Genomic DNA, 17,523 nt, shown 5'->3' with positions numbered 1-17,523 from the left:
TCGGGTACGGTCGGCTCGTGACCCACGTCGTAGTGATCACCACAACGGCCACCGCGGACGCCGCCGCCGACCTGGGCCGCGCGGCCGTCACCCGGGGCCTGGCCGCGTGCGCGCAGGTCGTCGGGCCGATCCGCAGCATCTACCGCTGGGAGGGCGCGGTGCAGGACGACACCGAGCACCAGTGCTGGCTGAAGACGACGCTGGAGCAGGTGGAGCCGCTGACGGCGTTCATCACCGAGCACCACGACTACGACGTGCCCGAGGTGATCGCCCTGCCGGTGGTGGGCGGCAGCCCCGCCTACCTGGACTGGGTCAGCGCCGCTGTGCGATGACGACGAACTCCCGCCCGGGCCGGTCGGCGGCGTCGCGCACGTCCACCAGGTCATAGCCCGTCGCGACCAGACTCGCCTCGATCTCGTCCCGGTCCCGGAACCGCAGCGTCGACTCCGAGGCGACGACCGCGCCGTCGGCGAACCGGAAGGTCTCCCGGAACGACACGAGCGGCAGGCGCACCTCGGTGACCTCGCGCCGGTGCTCGACCCGGCCGATCCCCGGCACGTCGACGGTCGTCACGCCGTCCCACTGCTCCCACGCCCGGCACTCGGGCCTGCGCGTCTCGAACACGAGATGCCCACCCGGCCGCAGCGCGGCGCGGATGCCCGCGAGCGTGGCCTCCCAGGCCGCGTCGGTCCGGAAGACCTGCGCGACGTTGGCGGTCATGGTCGCGAGATCGACCCCGAGCGCCCCCACGACCGTGGCGTCGCCGTGCACCCAGGTGACACCGCTGTGCTTCGCGCGCGCGACCGCCAGGGACGCCTCCGCGGGATCGACCCCCACGACGGTCCGCCCGCTCTCGGCGAGCAACACGGCCAGACTCCCGGTGCCACACCCGACGTCGAGCACGAACTCGGCCTCGAACTCGTCGACGATGTCGAGGTAGGTGCCCAGATCATCCCGCTCCCCTTCGACCACGTCGTAGATGGCGGCGAGCCTGGGGTGGGCGTAGAGGGGGTCGGGGGCGTCGAAAACCTCTTGAAACCGGAGTGACAGTTCCGATAGACTGACCACCGGGGGTTCGCCCCCGGGTGGGCGGGGCTGTGCGTACGGGTCGACCACGCCCGCGACGTTAGGCGGGTCGGTGTGCGCGGGGCGAGCGGATTTCCGGCAGCGGTGTAGCGGTGGGCGGGTCGGCGGTGTGGCGGGGCGTGTGGCTGTGGCTCCCGGCTCCCGGCTCCCGGCTCCCGGCTCCCGGCTCCCGGCTCCCGGCTCCCGGCTCCCGGCTCCCGGCTCCCGGCTCCCGGCTCCCGGCTCCCGGCTCCCGGCTCCCGGCTCCCGGCTCCCGGCTACGGGTTGGGTGCGGGTTGCGGTCCTCGCGCTGGTCTCCCGGCTGCGGCTTTGGGCGGCAGCCTGCGGCGGGAGTCGCGACCTGCACCTCGCACTCATGTCGTAGGGCTAGGCCTCGCACTCGTCTCTCGGGGTCAGGCCTCGCACTCGTGCTGTGGGTGCCTTTGTTGACTCGCGGTGCGTTGGAGCCGCCGGGTAGGTGCGTGGACGGTGGCTCCCCTGGGCAAGGACCGCCATCCTGGCTGGTTGCTGCGTGCGGCCGTCGCCCAGGTTGCTTGGGCAGTGGGCGGCTGGTGCGACGGTGGGCCATTCCGGCCGGGCCGACGGTTCAGCGTCGCCCGATTCGCCTCGCCACCGGGCCCTGAACGACCACCCCTTCCATCCGGAGAGCGGTGCCGGTGGCTCAGCGGGTGGCGAGGGCGGCGCAGGTGCGGGCGATGATGCCTGCCGCTCGGCGTTGTGCGTCGGGGAGGGTGGTGTCGAGGGCTCGGGCTCGCCAGCGGAGGAGGGCGGTGTAGGGGTCGTCGGTGCAGGCGAGGCGGTTGGGGCCTGCTGCGCCTAGGAGGTAGCGGGCTTCCGTCACCGCGTCGTCGCCCAGGTCGTCCAGGGAGACTCGGCCCGAGCGGAGGGAGGCCAGGAGGCGGAGTTCGCGGAGTTCGTGCGCCCCGGCCGTGACGCGTTCGACCTCGGCGGTCATGCCGGGGCGGGGGTCGGCGCGGACGAGGGAGTCGACGGCGGTCAGGGCCGAGCGGGCGCGGAGGGTGTCGGCGCGGTCGGCGAAGCACTCGGCGACGGCCGTGCGGATCTCGCCGACGCCGCTGGCGCGGGACAGCTCCGCCCGCCGGTCCGCCGAGCGACGCGCCGCCGACAGGGCCAGGCGGACGCCGAACAGGCCCAGGCGTTCGACCAGGGCCACGCGCTCGGCGGCGGGCACGGGCAGCGCCGAGCCGGTGAAGCGGTCCACCGACAGCAGCGCGGGCTCCAGTTCCGCGCGCGGGAGCCCCGCCAGCGCGCGCAGCGTGGCGTCCTCCTCGGCGGTCATCGTGGCCGACGCCAGCGCCGTCAGGCCGGACACCGCGACGACGTCCTGGCAGAGCGCGCCCAGCTCGCCCCGGGCGTGCCTGCGGGCCAGCTGGCGGGCCGACACCATCGCGTCCACCCGGCCCCCGCCCAGCTCGTCCGCGCGGGAGAGGACCGCGATGGACGCCACCGGGTCCAGCGCGTCCGGGAACGGGGCGGCCGGACGCGGCAGCAGGACCAGCGCCGCGTCGTGGTCGCCGTCGCCGTCGATCAGCTCGACCGCGCCCGGCCAGTCCACCACCAGCCGGGACGCGCGGGCGGTGAACGGCTCGCCGACGATGGCGTCCAGCAGCGTCGAGCGGCCCGACCCGGCCGCGCCGACGGCCGCCACGCGCAGCGGTCCGGACAGCGCGGCCCGGCGCGCCTCCAGGAACGCGGTCGCGCGCGGGTCGCCGCGGTAGGCGGCGAGTGCGGTGTCCACAAGGGACCAGACGGCGGCGAGCATGCCCGTGGTCACGCCGTGAGCCCCCGCGGGACGGTCAGCGGCCTGCGGGCGGCCTCGGCGCGGCCGCGCAGGGTGCCCAGCTTGGTCAGGTCGCGCCGCACGCCCGTGATGAGCTCGGTGCGGCGGGCGTTCGCGGCCTCCACCGCGCGCTTGACCCGGCCCGCCGACTCGGCCGCGTCGGCGCGGACCTGGCGGGCGACCTCGTCCAGCCGGTCGCGCAGGGCCCGGTGGATCAGCCGGACCGCGTCCCGCGTCTGCTTCCCGTACGCGAGGAAGAAGTCGTCCACGTGCCGCTGCGCCGCCGTCTTGGCCACCGCCTGGCGGCGCTTGAGCCGGGCGCCGCGCTCCTCGAACACGCTGCGCGCGCCGAAGGCCACGCCCGCGCCGATCGAGATGGGGTTGATCAGCGGCAGCCCCGCCAACGTCGTCGCCAGACCGGACATGAGTAAACCGCTGTAGGAGCCGCGCAGGCCGACGAACATCTTCTGCACCGGGGTGAACGGCTCCACCCTGGGCGTGCGCAGGTCGTCCACGCCCGCGGAGTCCAGCAGCGCGGGCAGGTCGTCCACCTCGGCGGCCAGCCGACCGGCGATCCACTCGAACCGGCGCAGCAGCCAGTCGGCGTTGGCCTCGGCGACCGTCGTCAGCGTCTCGCGCATCCAGTCGCTGAACTCCGGCCAGACCTTGAGCGGGTCGGCCTCCTCGAAGTAGTCGTCGACCTCGCGCAGCACGCGGCGGGTGCGGTCGCGCAGGTCGTACTCCACGTCGGAGTTGAGGTCGGCCACGTCGTCGGCCAGCTGGGTCTGCATTCGGGCGGCGTCGCGCTGCACCTGCTCGACGCGCTTGGCCGCCTTAACGAGGCCGTCCTGGGACACCGCTGGCGGCAGCGCTGCGGCGCGCGCCTTCACCGGGCCCATCAGCTCCTCGATGACGACCGCGCAGGTCGCCGCCGCGGCTCGCCCCGCGGCCGCTGCCGGGTCGGCCAGCACCGCCGCGCGCAGGCACTCCACCAGCGCGGTGAACCCGGACTCGGCGTTGAGGCCCCGGTCGTTGGCCTTGGCCGCGGCCAGCCGCAGCACCGACGACACCGGCACGACCGGCGCGACCAGGCCCGCGTCGGCCAGCCGGTTGCGGTCGACCTCGGCGACGTGCCGCCAGCGCGGCACCATATCGATCTTCGTCAGCACGACGGCGACAGCCGGGCACAGCCGGGCGACCTGGCCGAGCAGGTCCAGCTCCAGCGGGGTGAGCGCGGCGGTGGCGTCGCTGACCAGCAGCGCGCAGTCGGCCTCGGCCAGCGCGGCCATCGCCAGCTCGGTGCGCCTTCCGGTCGGCTCGCCCACCGGGGGCGCGTCCACGAGCTCCATGCCGGAGCCGAGCAGGGCGCGGGGCAGGCCGATCTCGGCGCCGACGGCCTCGGGGTGCTTGTTGGCCCGCGCGGTGGCCGTCTCCACCGGCCCGCCCGCGTCCGCGGCGCCCAGCACGGCGGCGGTGGGGGTCTCGGCGTGCCTGAGGACGGCGGGCACGGCCGTGGTGACGTCGTCGCCGACCGCGCAGACCGCAGCGCCCAGCAGGGCGTTGACCAGCTGGCTCTTGCCCTGGCCCGGGCAGCCGAACACGACGACTCTGCGGGCGGGCCCGAGCAGGCTGGCGCGGCGCGCGCGCAGCCGCTGCGCCAGGTCGGGCCGGTCGAACTCGGCGCAGGCGCGGATCGTGTCGTCCAACAGCTCCAGCCAGGGTGCCGTCACCCGGACGAGTGTGCCGTGTGCGCGATCTCGGGGGAAACAGCGGTGGGCGGAAACACGGAAGCGGGGCCGGGATCACCCGGCCCCGCTTCCTCGGTGCGGTGACGATCAGCCGTCCAGGCCCAGCGTGTCGGTCACGCCGCCCACGTCGAGCAGGCCGTTGTCGCCGGTGACGGCGCCCAGCGGCGACTCGCCGCCGACCAGCTCGCCCGCGGTCTGCGGCAGGGAGCCCAGCTCCGGCAGCGGGTTGGCCACCGGCAGGTCCACGGGCAGCTCGGGCAGCTCGGGGAGCTCGACCGGCAGGTCGACGGGCAGGTCGCCCAGCTCGGGGACCTCGACGGGCAGCTCGGCGGGCACGGCCGGGACGTCGACCGGCAGGTCGGCGAGCTCGGGGAGCTCGACCGGCAGGTCGGCGGGCAGGTCGCCCAGCTCCGGCACGTCGACGGGCAGGCCGTCCAGCGCGGGCACGTCGACCGGCAGGCCCTCGGTGACGGTCGGCAGCACGCCGCCCAGGTCGGCGATGTTCGCCGCGGACAGGTCGCCGCCCGCGGTGACGTAGTTGGCGACCGTGCCGACGGTCACGTCACCGGCGCGCAGGGCGTCGGCGTCCAGCAGGCCGGTCACGTCGTCCAGCCCGCCCAGCTGCGGGGTGGCCAGCTCGGGCAGCTCCAGGCCGCCGAGGGAGACGTCCGCGGCGGCGGAGAGCCCGCCGGTGCCCACGGCCAGGTCGCCGCCGAGGGCGAGCGCGTCGGAGTCCAGCGCCAGACCGGCGTCGACACCGTCGGTGGAGGCGGCCAGGCCGCCGCCGACCGCGCCGAAGCCGCTGTCGAGGGAGACGCTGCCCGCGCCGCCCTCGGTGGAGACGGTGGTGTCGGCGCCGAAGGAGCCCAGGGCGGACGCGCTGGTGAAGCCCGCGCCCACGCCGTCGGCCGAGGCCGCCACGCCGCCGCCGACCGCGCCGAAGCCGCTGTCGACCGACACGCTGCCCGCGCCGCCGTTGGTGCTCAGCGCGGTCTCGGCGCCCAGGGAGCCGAGGTCGGAGGCGCTGGTGAAGCCCGCGGCAACGCCGTCGGTGGAGGCGGCGATGCCGCCCTCGCCGGAGGCCAGGTCGGACTCGACGCCGAACGCGCCCGCGGCGCCGTCGGTGGACAGCGCGGCGTCGCCGCCGGTGTAGAAGGAGTCGGTGCCGAGCGCGAAGCCGCCGGCGCCGCCGTCGGCGGTCGCGGTGAACTCGCCCGCGAACGCGGCGCTGGCGGCCTCGCCGTAGACGGCGCCCGCGGCGCCCTCGGCCGACGCGGTGATGGTGCCCGCGGCGGCGGCGTAGTCGGAGGTGACGGCGAACTCGCCCGCGGCGCCTGCGGTGGTGAGGACGGCGTCACCGCTGGCGACGGCCATGTCCGCGTCGGCGCCGAAGCCGGTGGCCACGCCGTCGGTGGAGGCCGCGAGCTCGCCCTCGGCGTTGACGGCCTCGGAGTAGAAGCGGAAGTCGCCCGCGCCGCCGTCGGTGGAGACCGCGAAGTCCCCGCCGCCGGAGGCCAGGTCGGAGGTGCCCTCGACGGCGCCGGAGACGCCGTCGGCGGAGGCCGACAGCTCGCCGGCGGCCTCGGCGAAGGCCTGCAGCTGGCCGATGGCGGTGGCCTCCGCGGTGGGCGCGGTCAGGTCGAGGCCAGCGGGGGCGTAGTCGACGACCAGCGGGATGACGTCCTGGACGTCGGCGGCGGTGATGTCGTCCAGACCCGCGGCCGACAGGCAGGAGCCCGGGTCCGCGGCGAAGGCCGTGCGGGCGGCGTCGTCGGTGAGGAGGGTGAGCACGAAGTCGTGCAGGGTCTGGTCGGGGGTGATCACGGGGACCGGCTCCAAAGAGGGAGGTGAAAGGAGGGACTGCGGCCCGGCCGGGGCATCGGCCCGGGCAGCGGTGATCACGCTATGGGCCCCCGGCGGACCGCCACATCGGGGATCACTCCCGGTCTACTCCTAACGCACCAACGGGGGAGGACGTTTCACTCGTTAGGGGATTAGGGGGTGACGGCTTGGCCACCCGGGGTTGCCATGCGGGGACCGTCGCCTGGTACGAACAGGGGCACGTGGCCGCGTCCCGCCGGAGGAGTCCAGTCATGCCGTACGTGCTCGGCGTCGACGTCGGCCGTACCCGGGGCGCGGCGGCCGTGTGCAGGCGCGACGGGGCGCCCGTGGTGGTCGACGCCGACGTCCTGCCGCTGCTGGCGGTGGCGGACGGCGAGGTCGTGACGGGTGCGGCCGCGTTGGCCCTGCCCGTCGGGTCGGTCGCGGCCGACCTGCTGGACCACGTCGGCGACGACGTCCCCGTGCTGCTGGACGGCGTGGCGTACACCGCCCACGACCTGTTGGCGACCCTCATCGCCGCCATCGCCGACCGGGTCGTCGACGGCGAGGGCGCGCCACCTGATCGAGTGGCGGTGACGCATCCACCCGAATGGGGGACGTACCGCAGGGGCCTCTTCCGCGACGCGCTGGCGGCGGCGGGGTACCCGGGCGCGCTGCTGCTGCCGACGGTGGTGGCCGCGGCGGAGGCCGAGCACTTCCGGTCCCCGCTGTCCCCCGGCCAGTCCCTGGGCGTCGCCCTGCTGGGCGGCCGCCGCGTGGAGTACGCCCTGCTCCACCGCGGCCCGACCGCCTTCGACCTCGCGGGCCACACCGTCCTCCCGGACACCGCCGGAGCCGACCTGGACCCCGACGACGCGGCCCGCCCGACCCTGACCCGCACGATCGACGCGTTCCGCGCGTACCTGTCCGCAGACCCGCCCGCGCGCGCGGTCATCGCGGGCGGGGTCGCCCGTTCGCCGTTGGTCGCCCCTCTAGCCGCCACCCTCCCCATGCCCACCGCAGTCGCCGACGACCCCGCCACCCTCCCCGCCCGCGGCGCCGCCCTGGCCGCCCGCCCCCGCCTCGCCCTCCCCGGCCCCCGCACCAGCGCCTCCGACCCGGCCTTCCCCCCGGTCCGCCACCCGGACGGCTCAAACCCGGCGTTCCGCCCGGTGCGGGATGGCTCGGACCCCGGGTTCCGGCCGGTGAGTGCTGGTGGCGATCGTTCCAATCGGTCGGTGGGTTCGGACCCGGCGTTTCGGCCGGTGAGTGCCGGTGGTGATCGGCCCGACCGGTCGGTGGGTTCCGACCCCGGCTTCCGGCCGGTGGGTGCCGGTGGCGATCGGCACGATCGATTGGCGGGTTCGGACCCGGCGTTCCGCCCGGTGCGGGATGGGTCGGACCCCGGCTTCCGGCCGGTGGGTGGCGGTGGTGATCGGCACGATCGATTGGCGGGTTCGGACCCGGCGTTTCGGCCGGTGCGGGAGGGGGCCGACCCTGCCTTCCAGGCGCTGCGGGATGGCTCCGATCCGGGGTTTCGGCCGGTGCGGGACGCTGGCGGTGCGGGGGCGCGGTCGGACGCGGGCGATCCTGCCGTCAAGGAGGGTGGTGCTCGGGGTGGGCGGATGGGCGTCTCGGGTCCTGCCGACCCGCTGCTTGGTGCGGGGGGTGCTCGGGCGGAGGCTGGGGGCTCGGCGGGGCGTCGGGACCTGCCTGCCGTGCCCTCGCGACCCGGAGGGCTGGACACGCTGGACACCGTGGTGTCGCATCCCGGGTTTCCGCCTGTGCGGCTGCCGGTTGACGCTGAGCCGCCTGCTCGGCCGCCTGTGGAGATCAAGCCGTTGGTGGCGCCGCGGCGGCGGTTCGGGCGGCGGGACAGGGGGGCGACGTGATCCCGGGGCACCTGCGTCCCGCCGACCTGATCCTGGACGAGCCGACGCGGCGGCTGTGCGCCGACATCGCGGCCGGGGGGCGGGGGCCGGTCCGGCTGGCCGTCATCGCCCCTGGCGGGTACGGCAAGTCCGCGCTGCTCGACCGGCTCGCCGAGGTGCCCGGGGCGGTCCGGCACCGGCGCGGGGTCGCGCCGGAGTCCGGGCTGCTGCTGGTCGACGACGCGCACCTGCTCGGCGACGCCGGGCTGGCCGAACTGGCCGACCTGGCCGCCGACGACCGGCTCGACCTCGTCGTCGCCGCGCGGCCGTGGCCGCGGCCCGCCGGGCTGGCCGCCGTGCTCGCCCGGCTGCGCGGACAGATCGTGCTGCGGCCGTTCGACGTCGACCGGCTGCGCGCGTGCCTGCGGCTCATCGGCGCCGACCCGCGGGCCGCCGCCGACGTCCACCGGCTCACCGGCGGCGTCCCGGGCCTCGTCCACCGCCTCGCCGCCCACCTGACCACGCCCACCGACGCCCCCCACTCGCCCACGCTCACGGACACCGCCCACTCGACCACAACCCACCCGACCACGACCGCGGACGCCACCCACCGGGCCGCGACGGCGGAAGCCGCCCACTCGCCCAGCACCGACGCCTTCCGCCTGCCCTCGACCGCGGACGCGGCACACCTGACCACGAGGGCGCACGCCGCAGGCGCGACCGCAGACACGAGCCCGGACATCGCCCGCCTGAGCAAGACCGTCGACGCCGCGCGCGCTGCGGCCGTCGAGGAGTTCCGGTTCGACGTCGACCGGCTCGACGCCGACGCCCGGCGGGTGCTGGTCGCCGCGGCGGCCGGGGTCGCCGACCTGCCCCCGGGCCTGCTCGACCGGCCGACCGCCGAGGTCGTCGCCGAGGTGCGGGCTGGCGGGCTGACCGCGGCCGACGGCGCCCTGTTGCCCATCGCCGCGACGGCCGTGCGGGCGCTGGTGCCCGCCGAGGAGCGCGCCGCCGTGTTCGCCGCGCTGGCCTCGGCCCGGCTCGCCGCGGGTGGGCCGGTGGCGGCCACCGCGACCGCGCTGCTCGACGCGGGCGCGTCCGGCCCGGCCGTCGCCGAGCTGTTCGCCGCCGCTGCCGAGGAGTGCGCGCCCGAGGCGGCCGTGCGGCTGTACGCGGCCGCCGCCGCCGCGGGCCACGACGTCGACCAGGCGGGGTGGGCCGAGGCCGAGGCCCGCGCGGGCCGCCCGGCCGCCGCCCTGCGCCGCGCGGACGCGCTGATCGCCCACGGCCCCGACGACGCGCGCGCCCGGGCCGCCGCGGTCGCGGGCGCCGCCCTCGCCCACCGTGGCCAACTGGCCCGCAGCGCCGAGCTGTACCGGTGGAGCGGCACCGCCGTCGCCGCCGCGTTCGCCGCCATCGGCTACGTCGGCGCAGGCAGGCCCGACGAGGCGCGCGTCGCGCTCAAGGAGGCCGAGAACGCCCCGCCCACGGTGTTCGCGGGCGCGGTGACGGCCACCGCGCGCGGCGTCATCGACTCGCTGTCCGGCCCCGCTCTGTCCACTGTGGTGCACGCCGCCGAGGCGCTGGAGCCGGTCGGCGCGGGCGCGCTGCTGCCGGACAGCCCGGCCGCCATCGCCGCGCTCATGGCGCTGCACTGCGGTGATCCCGCCGCCGCCGTGCCCGTGCTCGACCGCGCCATCGCCGCCCGGGTCGGCGGCGCTCCGCTGGCCGCCCGGCACCGGCTGCTGCGCGGCTGGGCGGCCATGATGGCCGGGGACGACGCCACCGCCACCGCTGCCATGGAGGGCGAGCCCACCGGCCGCGACGCGGTGTTCGCCGCTGGCCTCGCGGTCGGCCTGGCCCGCCGGGGCAGCGACCTCGGCGCGCTGCGCCGCTGCTGGGACCGCGCGTGCGCGGCCGTCGCCCGCCAGCCGGTCGACCTGTTCACCCTGCTGCCGCTGGGCGAGCTGGCCGTCGCCGCGGCCCGGCTCGGCGAGTGCGACCGCATCGCCCCGCACCTGGCCGCGGCCCGGTCGCTGCTGGCCGACCTCGGTGAACCTCCACTGTGGACGACGATGCCGCACTGGCACGCCCTGCACGCCGAACTCCTCGCCGAGCGCCCCGACGCCGCCGCCCGGCACGCCGACGCCCTGCGCGCGGCGGCAGGCGCCGGACCGGCGACCGCCGCCATCGCCGCCGCGGCCCAGGTGTGGCTGCGGGTGGTCGCCGGCGACGTCGACCGCGCCGCCGTGGAGTCCGCCGCCCGCGGCCTGCACGCGGCGGGCCTGCGCTGGGACGGCGCGCGGCTGGCGGGCCAGGCGGCCATCCGCACCCACGACCGCGGCGCCATGGTCGGACTCCTGGAGTGCGCCCGCGGCCTGCAGGGACCCGCGACGACGCCCGCCCCGGACGCCGCGGGCGAGCCCGCCCGGCTCAGCGAACGCGAACTGCAGGTGGCGGGCCTGGTCCTGGCGGGCATGACCTACCGGCAGATCGGCGACCGGCTGTTCATCTCGGCGAAGACGGTGGAGCACCACATGGCGCGCATGCGCTCGCGCCTGGGCGCGGCGAGCCGCGCGGACCTGCTGGCCCGCCTGCGCGACCTGGTCGGCTGACTCAGGAGACGACCATCACCAGGACCGCGGCGACGACCAGGGCCGGGGCCAGCGCCCACCACGAGTTCGTCACCGCGGCCACCGCGACGATCAGGCCGATCCCGGCCACCAGGAACCCGCCGATCACCAGGCTGGTGTTCCGCCGCCGCACCGGCGGCGGCGCGGGCCGGACCGGCTCGGGAGATGGCGCGGGCGGGTCGAACCGCGGGTGCGGCGCGGGCAGGTCGGCGAAGACGGCGCGCAGGTCGCCCCGGGTGCGGGCGGCGGTGGCCGCGGCGCAGCGGGTCTCGTACTCGCCGATGTCGATCCGCCCCTCGGCGAGGTGGTCCGACAGCGCCGCCACGGCCCGCTCGCGGTCCGTCGTCCCGACCCGGATGTCAGCGTCGCGCCCCATGGCACCGACTGTACGAGAACACGGCGGGGGCCCGCCCCGGGACGAGGCGGGCCCCACGGTCCGCGCTACCCCGTGACGAGGGTCAGCCCGTAGGTCTCGAGGATCTCGCCGAGCGGCTGGAAGAACGTCGTCCCGCCGCTGGCGCAGTCACCCGAACCGCCGGAGGTGACGCCCTGGCCCTGCGTCCCGCTGACCCACGAGCCGCCGGAGTCGCCGGGCTCGGCGCAGGCGTCGGTCCTGGTGAGGCCGCTGACGGTGCCCTCGGCGTACTGGACGGTCTCGTCCAGCGCCTCCACGGTGCCGCACTGCCAGCCGGTCGTCGAGCCGGAGCGGCAGATGCTCGCGCCCACCGCCGCGGCCTCGGAGCCGGTGACGGTCACGTCGCCGTGGCCGTAGCCGTTGACGACGGGGCTGGGCGTCCACGAGTCGACGACGCTCACCCAGGCGTAGTCGTTGTCGGGGAAGGACGAGTCCTCGACCACGCCCATCTCCGTCTTGTCGACGCCGGTGATGGTGGCGCCCGGCTCGCCGCAGTGGCCCGCGGTGACGAACCCGCCCTCCACCGCGAACCCGACCGAGCACCGGCCGGACTCGTTGATGTAGTACGCGTCGCCGCCGATCACGTCGGTGTAGAGGCGCGGCCGGGACTCCACCACGGTCACCCGAACGGGGGTCAGGCCATCCACAAAGGACTTCACCGCCTGCGTGTCGGACAGCGTCTTCACCACGACGGTGTTCGACGGCACGTCGACGTACCACCCGGTGATCTCCTCGGGGGCGGTCTCGGCCTTCGCGTCCAGCGCCGACTTCACCGCGTTCAGCGCGCCCGCCGAGTGCTCGACGACGGCCGCCGTGCCGCCCGCGGCGGTCACCTCGTTGACCAGCGCGGGGTCGGTGACGCCGACCCGCAGCGTGCCGCGGTCGAGCCACGCGCCGCCGAACGCCGTTCCCGCCGCCTCCGACACGGCGGGAACGAGCGCGCGGGCGGCGTCCTCCCGGCTCAGCAACTCGTGGACCTGCGCGGTCGTCAGCCCGAGGTCGCGTTCGAGCGCGGGCACGAGCGCCTGCGGAGCCGCCCCCGCGGGCAGGCTCACCGCCAGGCCCGCGGCCAGGCAGGCAGCGGCGCCTGCGATGCCTATGGTTTTGCGCATCTACCTCTCCGTTCAGCAGGGACCGGGACGCTGCCGCCCCGGACCGGTGCACCAGGGTTCCCGGCAAAACCGGCGAGCCGACGTTATTCGGCGAAGCAGCAGGCAGGACACCCGATGACCCTCGGTTTCCGGAAGGGATTCACCAACCGATTTCCGACTTTGTGGACACCGTGGACACCCGCTCACTGCGCCGACCGGGTGAGGGGTGTGTCAGTATGGACGGAGCAGCGCACGCGGGGGAGCGATGGAAACCTGGCCAGAGCCCGGCACGGTCGTCACCTTCGGGATGTGCGACTTCCGCGCGGGAAACCCCCAGTTCGTGGGCATCGGCGTCATCTCGGGCCCCCCGGAGCGGCACCCGCACGGCGACTGGTGGCGCCTTCCGGTCGTGCCGCTGGACGAGGACGCGCCCGCCACCCCGGACTGGATCACCCTCGGGGACATCATCGACGAACTACCACCGGGCTGACGCGGAGCGCGCTCCCGGCTGGGAGCCTTGACACCGTGGGTGGAGGGACGGCCCGGCTGTAAGTGGTGATAGCTGCGGTGGCCGTTGCGGGTGACGCCTTGGTGGAGCGAATGGTGAGACCTGCGGTGGTGGTGCGCGTTGTGGTCGGGGGCGGAGTCGAGTGACGCCCTATGGAGCGAAAGATGAGAGCTGCGGTAGTCGTGCGCGCTGCGGTGACGCTAGGGCGAGCGACTGATGGGAGCGAAGGCCTGCGGTGGTCGGGGCCGGGCGTGGCGATGCCCCGGCCGGACAAGGGGCGGGTCCGGCCGGGGCATCCGGTCTGGGGGGAGGGCGGGGTGGGTCAGTGGGCGCGGCGGCCGTGGGCGGAGTCCTGGACCCGGCGGACCAGCGAGCCGATGCGGTCGTGGTACTTGCCGTGGGTGCGCCGGTCGACGAACTGGCCTGCCTTGGCGGCCCAGCGGTCCACCTTGTCCGGATGTTTGCGCGCGTACTTGCTCGCGGCGGCCGCGGCGCCCGCGAGGGCGGTGAGTCGCTTCAACAGCGGCATGGCGGTCCTTTCCTCGGCTCACCCTGTCAACGACCCAGGTACCCCGATCGGTTCCCGGTGAACCGCTATGACCGATTCCCGCCAGCGCGCCCGTCCGGCGGCAGGCCATCCTGGACGGGTACCCGAAAGCGAGGAACCACAGTGCGTGCGCACACCGTCATCGACAGCCCGGTCGGCCCGCTCACCCTGGTCGCCACCGACGGCACCCTCTCCGGCCTCTACATGACCGACCAGCGCCACCGCCCGGCCGACAGCACGTTCGGCGGCCGCGACGACACCATCCTGCCGGAGGTCAAGGCCCAGCTCGACGCCTACTTCGCTGGCGAGCTGACCGACTTCGACGTCCCGCTGAACCTGCACGGAACGCCGTTCCAGCAGGAGGTCTGGCGCGCCCTGTGCGAGATCCCCTACGGCGAGACGATCACCTACGGCGAACTCGCCCTGCGCGTCTCCCGCCCGACGGCCTCGCGCGCGGTCGGCGCGGCCAACGGCCGCAACCCGGTCAGCGTGATCGTGCCCTGCCACCGCGTTGTCGGCTCGACCGGCGACCTCACCGGCTACGGCGGCGGCGTCGAGCGCAAGCGCTTCCTGCTGGACTTCGAGACCCGCTACGCGCCTGCGATGTGCAGCACGGCGGCGGCGCCGTCCAGCGTCGCCTGATCGAGCGGGAAGTAGCCCCGCTGGCTGGCGGTGTCGGTCCTCGGTCGCCCGGGGCCGGGCCGGACCAGACCCCATCCGGTGACCTGGCCGCTCAACCGGCCCTCGAAGGTGTCGGGGTCGGGTTCGCCCAGTCCCAGCGCCGCGCTGCGCCCGATGCTGCCCATGATGACCGTGCACCGCTCGCCCAGGGCCTCCAGGATCGCCCCGGCGGAGTACCAGCTGACCTCCGTGCCGCCCATCGCCATGGTGCTGACCGTGCGCCGCAGGTGGAGGTTGTGGGTGAAGACGAGCGTGCCGCCCCGGCGGGCCTCGGCGGCGCGGATCTCGACGAGGTTGCGGGCCATGAGCGCGTCCCGGGTCGCGGTCAGGCCCGCCAGCCGCGCCGCGGGCTCGACGCGCCGCGCCGCCTGCGCGTGGTAGCGCAACAGGTCGAGACCCGCCGTCAGGCGCGTCCTGGCCCGGGACCACGTCTCGCGCGAGGACGCGGCGATCAGCTCGGGTGCGCGCGCGTGGAGCGTGGTGAGCATGTCGTCGGCCAGCACGCGCAGCCGGTCGGCCTCGGCGGTGGCCCCGGGCGAGGCCTCCGGGTCCATGACCGCCTCCGTCCGGCTCCACCGCTCGTCGTCGCCGGTGAGGGCCGCGATGTCGGTGTCCAGCCCCAGGTAGTCGCGGGCGTGCTCCAGATAGGACCGCGGGCTGGGCGCGCTCATGGTCTCCATCGGCGTGTCGAAGCCGTGGAAGGCCAGCCGCCCCTCCGGCGGGCGGCCCCGGTTGTACTCGCGCATCCAGGCGACCAGTCGCCGGTTGGCGTCGAACTCGCCCCAGCCGTGGGAGAAGCCCTCGCGCAGCACCGCGTCGAGCGTGCCCACGCCGTCCTGGACGTAGTCGTTCACGATGAGCGCCGCGACCCGGTCGACCTCGAGGGCGACCGACCGGAAGCCGTGCTCGGCCAGCCTGCCGACCAGCTCGTTGCGGATCAGCCCGAACGCGGGCTCGGCGTGCGTCGGCTCGCCGAGCGCCACCAGCTCGTCCGCGGCGGTGATGACGTCCATGATGTCCTGACTCATAGGTCTTAACCGTATCTTTGAAGACTCGGTGGAAACCTGAGCCGCTTTGACCTCCGGCCAAGGGCCTAAAGTCTCAAACCGGTGATAACCATGCGACCCACGGACCTCGCCCGCGAGCACGGCATCTCGACCCAGGCCGTCCGCAACTACGAGCGCGACGGGTTCATCCCGCCCGCCGACCGCACCCCCAGCGGTTACCGCGTCTACACCGAGGCGCACGCCGCCGCCCTGCGCGCCTACCTCGCCCTCATCCCGGCCTACGGGCACCGGACGGCGGGCCGGATCATGACCGCGATCCACGACGGCGACCTCGACGACGCCCTGACGGCCATCCACCGCGGCCACGCCCAAGCGCTCCACGACAGCGACACCCTCAACGCGGTCCACGAAGCCGTGATCCATCTGACGAGCGCCGACACCCCGGCCGACCGCCCGGCGGACACCGCCGTCCGGACCGTCGGCGAACTGGCGCGCAGGCTCCGCCTCACCCCGGCGACCCTGCGCGCCTGGGAGGCCGCGGGAATCCTGGCCCCCGAGCGCGACCCCGCCACCGGCTACCGCGTCTACCGGGCCCAGGACGTCCGCGACGCCGAACTCGCCCACCTGCTCAGGCGCGGCGGCTACCCCCTCGACCGCATCGCCGACGTGGTCCGGCGGCTCCGCACGGCGGGCGGCGCGGACGCGCTGGCCGACGCCCTGCGCGACTGGCGGCGCAGGCTCACCGCGCGGGGCGTCGCCATGCTCGACGCGTCCGCCCGACTCGGCCACTACCTGGCCGTGATCGACCGCTAGAGCCGCACGACGTGATCGCCCACGGCGACCCCGCGGGTGTCCAGCACGACCCGCGCCGCGCGCACGACCGCGCCGAGGTCGACCCGCCGGTGGTCCTGCAGCACCACCGCCAGGTCCGCGTCACCGGACCAGGACGGCACACGCACACCATCCACAGTGAACTCATCCACATAGGGGTCGTGATAGGACACCTGGACGCCCATCGCGCGCAGGTGCCGCACCACGCCGACCGCGGGCGACTGGCGCATGTCCGCCACATCCGCCTTGTAGGTCACGCCCACCAGCACCACGCGCGCTCCCGGCACCGGGCCGACGCGCGCCAGCAGGTCCCGCGCCCGGCGCGCGACGTACCCCGGCATCCCGGCGGTCACCGCCAGCGCCGTGGAGATCAGCGTCGCAGGCAGCCCGGCCGAGCGCGCCCGGCTGGCCAGGTACTGCGGGTCGACCGGGATGCAGTGCCCGCCGACGCCCGGGCCGGGGGTGAACGGCTGGAACCCGAACGGCTTGGTGGCCGCGCACCGCAGCACGTCCCACACGTCGACGTCCATGCCCGCGCAGAACACCGCCAGCTCGTCCACCAGGGCGATGTTGACCAGGCGGTAGCTGTTCTCCAGCAGCTTGGCCGTCTCCGCCTCGCGCAGCCCGGCCGCGACGACGACGGTGTCGACCAGGTCCTCGTAGAACGCCGCGCACCGCTTGGCGCAGACCGGGGTCAGCCCGCCGACGACCTTGGGCGTGTTCTCGAAGGAGAACTCGGCGTTGCCGGGATCGATGCGCTCGGGGGAGAACGCCAGGTGGAAGTCCGCGCCCGCGACCAGCCCGCCGGACTCCAACACGGGCGCGAGCACCTCCTCCGTGGTGCCCGGGTAACTGGTGGACTCCAGCACGACGAGCGTCCCCGGCCGCAGGTGCCGGGCCACCGCGCTGGCCGCCGACAGCACCGCGCCCAGGTCGGGCTCGCCGTCGACCAGGCCCGTCGGCACGCAGATCACCACCGTGTCCGCCGCGCCGACCGGGGCCGGGTTGACCGTGGCGGTGAACCCGACGTCGAGCATGGCCGCGATGTCGCGGTCGGGGATGTCGCCGATGTGCGAGCGGCCCGCCCGCAGCCCGGCGACCACATCGCGGGAGACGTCAACGCCGGTGACGGACAGCCCGGCCGCGCACGCGCGCCGGGCCAGCGGCAGGCCGACGTAGCCGAGGCCGAAGACGACGAGATCGAGTCCCATCGCTCAGGCGCTGCGACGGCTGGCGGCGACCTGCGCGGCCCCGGCATCGATGACGACGGCCCCTTCGCTCGCGGCGGCGGACACGGCCGGGGCGAGCGCGCCGATCCGGACCGCACGGGCGAATCCCATGATTCCTCCACTGGTCGATCGAGGTGGCGCGTCCACTATTTACCGGAACGCCCGATCGGGGCAGTCGCTAATTCGTGTACGCGTTTTCACTCGATAGTCCGATGCGACTGATCGTTTCTGCTCCTACGGTACGCATCCTGCGT

16 protein-coding genes are annotated in these 17,523 nt (G+C 75.4%); 6 read left to right on the top strand and 10 right to left on the bottom strand.

Translation table 11 applies throughout. The annotated features are described in order from the left end of the window. Positions 1-17: 17 nt before the first annotated feature. Positions 18-332 carry a divalent-cation tolerance protein CutA gene (cutA, locus tag Actkin_RS26905; RefSeq protein ID WP_258904718.1) on the top strand — a complete coding sequence of 105 codons (315 nt, stop codon included), beginning with the start codon at positions 18-20 and terminating at the stop codon, positions 330-332. Here the strand turns inward: cutA and Actkin_RS26900 are convergent. The 4 genes from Actkin_RS26900 to Actkin_RS26885 all read right to left on the bottom strand — a co-directional run bounded on the left by Actkin_RS26900 (position 313) and on the right by Actkin_RS26885 (position 6,459). Next, positions 313-1,068: a class I SAM-dependent DNA methyltransferase gene (locus tag Actkin_RS26900; RefSeq protein WP_258904717.1), complete on the bottom strand. Its 756-nt coding sequence runs from the start codon at positions 1,066-1,068 to the stop codon at positions 313-315. The genes cutA and Actkin_RS26900 overlap by 20 nt on opposite strands. A gap of 679 nt (positions 1,069-1,747) precedes the next feature. Beyond that, the gene (locus Actkin_RS26895; protein ID WP_258904716.1) at positions 1,748-2,881 is read right to left on the bottom strand and encodes a hypothetical protein; all 1,134 of its coding nucleotides are present in this window, start codon (positions 2,879-2,881) and stop codon (positions 1,748-1,750) included. After that, positions 2,878-4,617 (bottom strand): dynamin family protein, encoded by a 1,740-nt coding sequence (locus tag Actkin_RS26890; protein ID WP_258904715.1) that lies wholly within the window; start codon positions 4,615-4,617, stop codon positions 2,878-2,880. The genes Actkin_RS26895 and Actkin_RS26890 overlap by 4 nt, the downstream gene beginning before the upstream one ends. A 105-nt stretch (positions 4,618-4,722) precedes the next feature. Further along, positions 4,723-6,459, bottom strand: a complete 1,737-nt coding sequence (locus tag Actkin_RS26885) for an IniB N-terminal domain-containing protein (RefSeq protein WP_258904714.1) — start codon at positions 6,457-6,459, stop codon at positions 4,723-4,725. 269 nt (positions 6,460-6,728) lie between these two features. On the opposite strand from Actkin_RS26885, the gene Actkin_RS26880 reads away from it, so the two are divergent. Continuing rightward, a complete protein-coding gene (locus Actkin_RS26880; protein ID WP_258904713.1) occupies positions 6,729-8,348 on the top strand; it encodes an Hsp70 family protein in 1,620 nt (539 codons plus the stop codon). Further along, entirely contained in the window at positions 8,345-10,942 is a 2,598-nt protein-coding gene (locus Actkin_RS26875; RefSeq protein WP_258904712.1) for a helix-turn-helix transcriptional regulator, read from the top strand. The genes Actkin_RS26880 and Actkin_RS26875 overlap by 4 nt, the downstream gene beginning before the upstream one ends. Before the next feature lies 1 nt (position 10,943). On the opposite strand, the gene Actkin_RS26870 is transcribed toward Actkin_RS26875, so the two are convergent. Continuing rightward, a complete protein-coding gene (locus tag Actkin_RS26870) occupies positions 10,944-11,336 on the bottom strand; it encodes a DUF1707 SHOCT-like domain-containing protein (protein WP_258904711.1) in 393 nt (130 codons plus the stop codon). 65 nt (positions 11,337-11,401) lie between these two features. Beyond that, entirely contained in the window at positions 11,402-12,487 is a 1,086-nt protein-coding gene (locus Actkin_RS26865) for a S1 family peptidase (RefSeq protein ID WP_258904710.1), read from the bottom strand. Positions 12,488-12,731: 244 nt separating this feature from the next. On the opposite strand from Actkin_RS26865, the gene Actkin_RS26860 reads away from it, so the two are divergent. After that, positions 12,732-12,956: a hypothetical protein gene (locus Actkin_RS26860; RefSeq protein ID WP_258904709.1), complete on the top strand. Its 225-nt coding sequence runs from the start codon at positions 12,732-12,734 to the stop codon at positions 12,954-12,956. 340 nt (positions 12,957-13,296) lie between these two features. On the opposite strand, the gene Actkin_RS26855 is transcribed toward Actkin_RS26860, so the two are convergent. Beyond that, positions 13,297-13,503, bottom strand: coding sequence for an antitoxin (locus tag Actkin_RS26855; protein ID WP_189209924.1), 207 nt, complete (start codon positions 13,501-13,503; stop codon positions 13,297-13,299). Positions 13,504-13,644: 141 nt separating this feature from the next. Between Actkin_RS26855 and Actkin_RS26850 the strand changes: the two genes are divergently transcribed. Further along, positions 13,645-14,163 carry a methylated-DNA--[protein]-cysteine S-methyltransferase gene (locus tag Actkin_RS26850; RefSeq protein ID WP_229786715.1) on the top strand — a complete coding sequence of 173 codons (519 nt, stop codon included), beginning with the start codon at positions 13,645-13,647 and terminating at the stop codon, positions 14,161-14,163. On the opposite strand, the gene Actkin_RS26845 is transcribed toward Actkin_RS26850, so the two are convergent. Further along, on the bottom strand, positions 14,112-15,230 hold the full coding sequence (locus Actkin_RS26845) for an erythromycin esterase family protein (RefSeq protein ID WP_258904708.1): 1,119 nt from the start codon (positions 15,228-15,230) through the stop codon (positions 14,112-14,114). The genes Actkin_RS26850 and Actkin_RS26845 overlap by 52 nt on opposite strands. A 90-nt stretch (positions 15,231-15,320) precedes the next feature. Between Actkin_RS26845 and Actkin_RS26840 the strand changes: the two genes are divergently transcribed. Then, a complete protein-coding gene (locus Actkin_RS26840; protein WP_258904707.1) occupies positions 15,321-16,022 on the top strand; it encodes a MerR family transcriptional regulator in 702 nt (233 codons plus the stop codon). Here the strand turns inward: Actkin_RS26840 and Actkin_RS26835 are convergent. Continuing rightward, on the bottom strand, positions 16,019-17,251 hold the full coding sequence (locus Actkin_RS26835; RefSeq protein WP_258904706.1) for a nucleotide sugar dehydrogenase: 1,233 nt from the start codon (positions 17,249-17,251) through the stop codon (positions 16,019-16,021). The genes Actkin_RS26840 and Actkin_RS26835 overlap by 4 nt on opposite strands. Positions 17,252-17,254: 3 nt before the next feature. Continuing rightward, positions 17,255-17,380: a hypothetical protein gene (locus tag Actkin_RS26830; protein WP_258904705.1), complete on the bottom strand. Its 126-nt coding sequence runs from the start codon at positions 17,378-17,380 to the stop codon at positions 17,255-17,257. Positions 17,381-17,523 lie beyond the last annotated feature (143 nt).

Source organism: Actinokineospora sp. UTMC 2448 (genome assembly GCF_024760565.1).
In the GTDB taxonomy this organism is placed as follows: domain Bacteria; phylum Actinomycetota; class Actinomycetes; order Mycobacteriales; family Pseudonocardiaceae; genus Actinokineospora; species Actinokineospora fastidiosa.
Note: the sequence above shows the minus strand (reverse complement) of the source record. Positions and strands in the feature narration are given on the sequence as shown.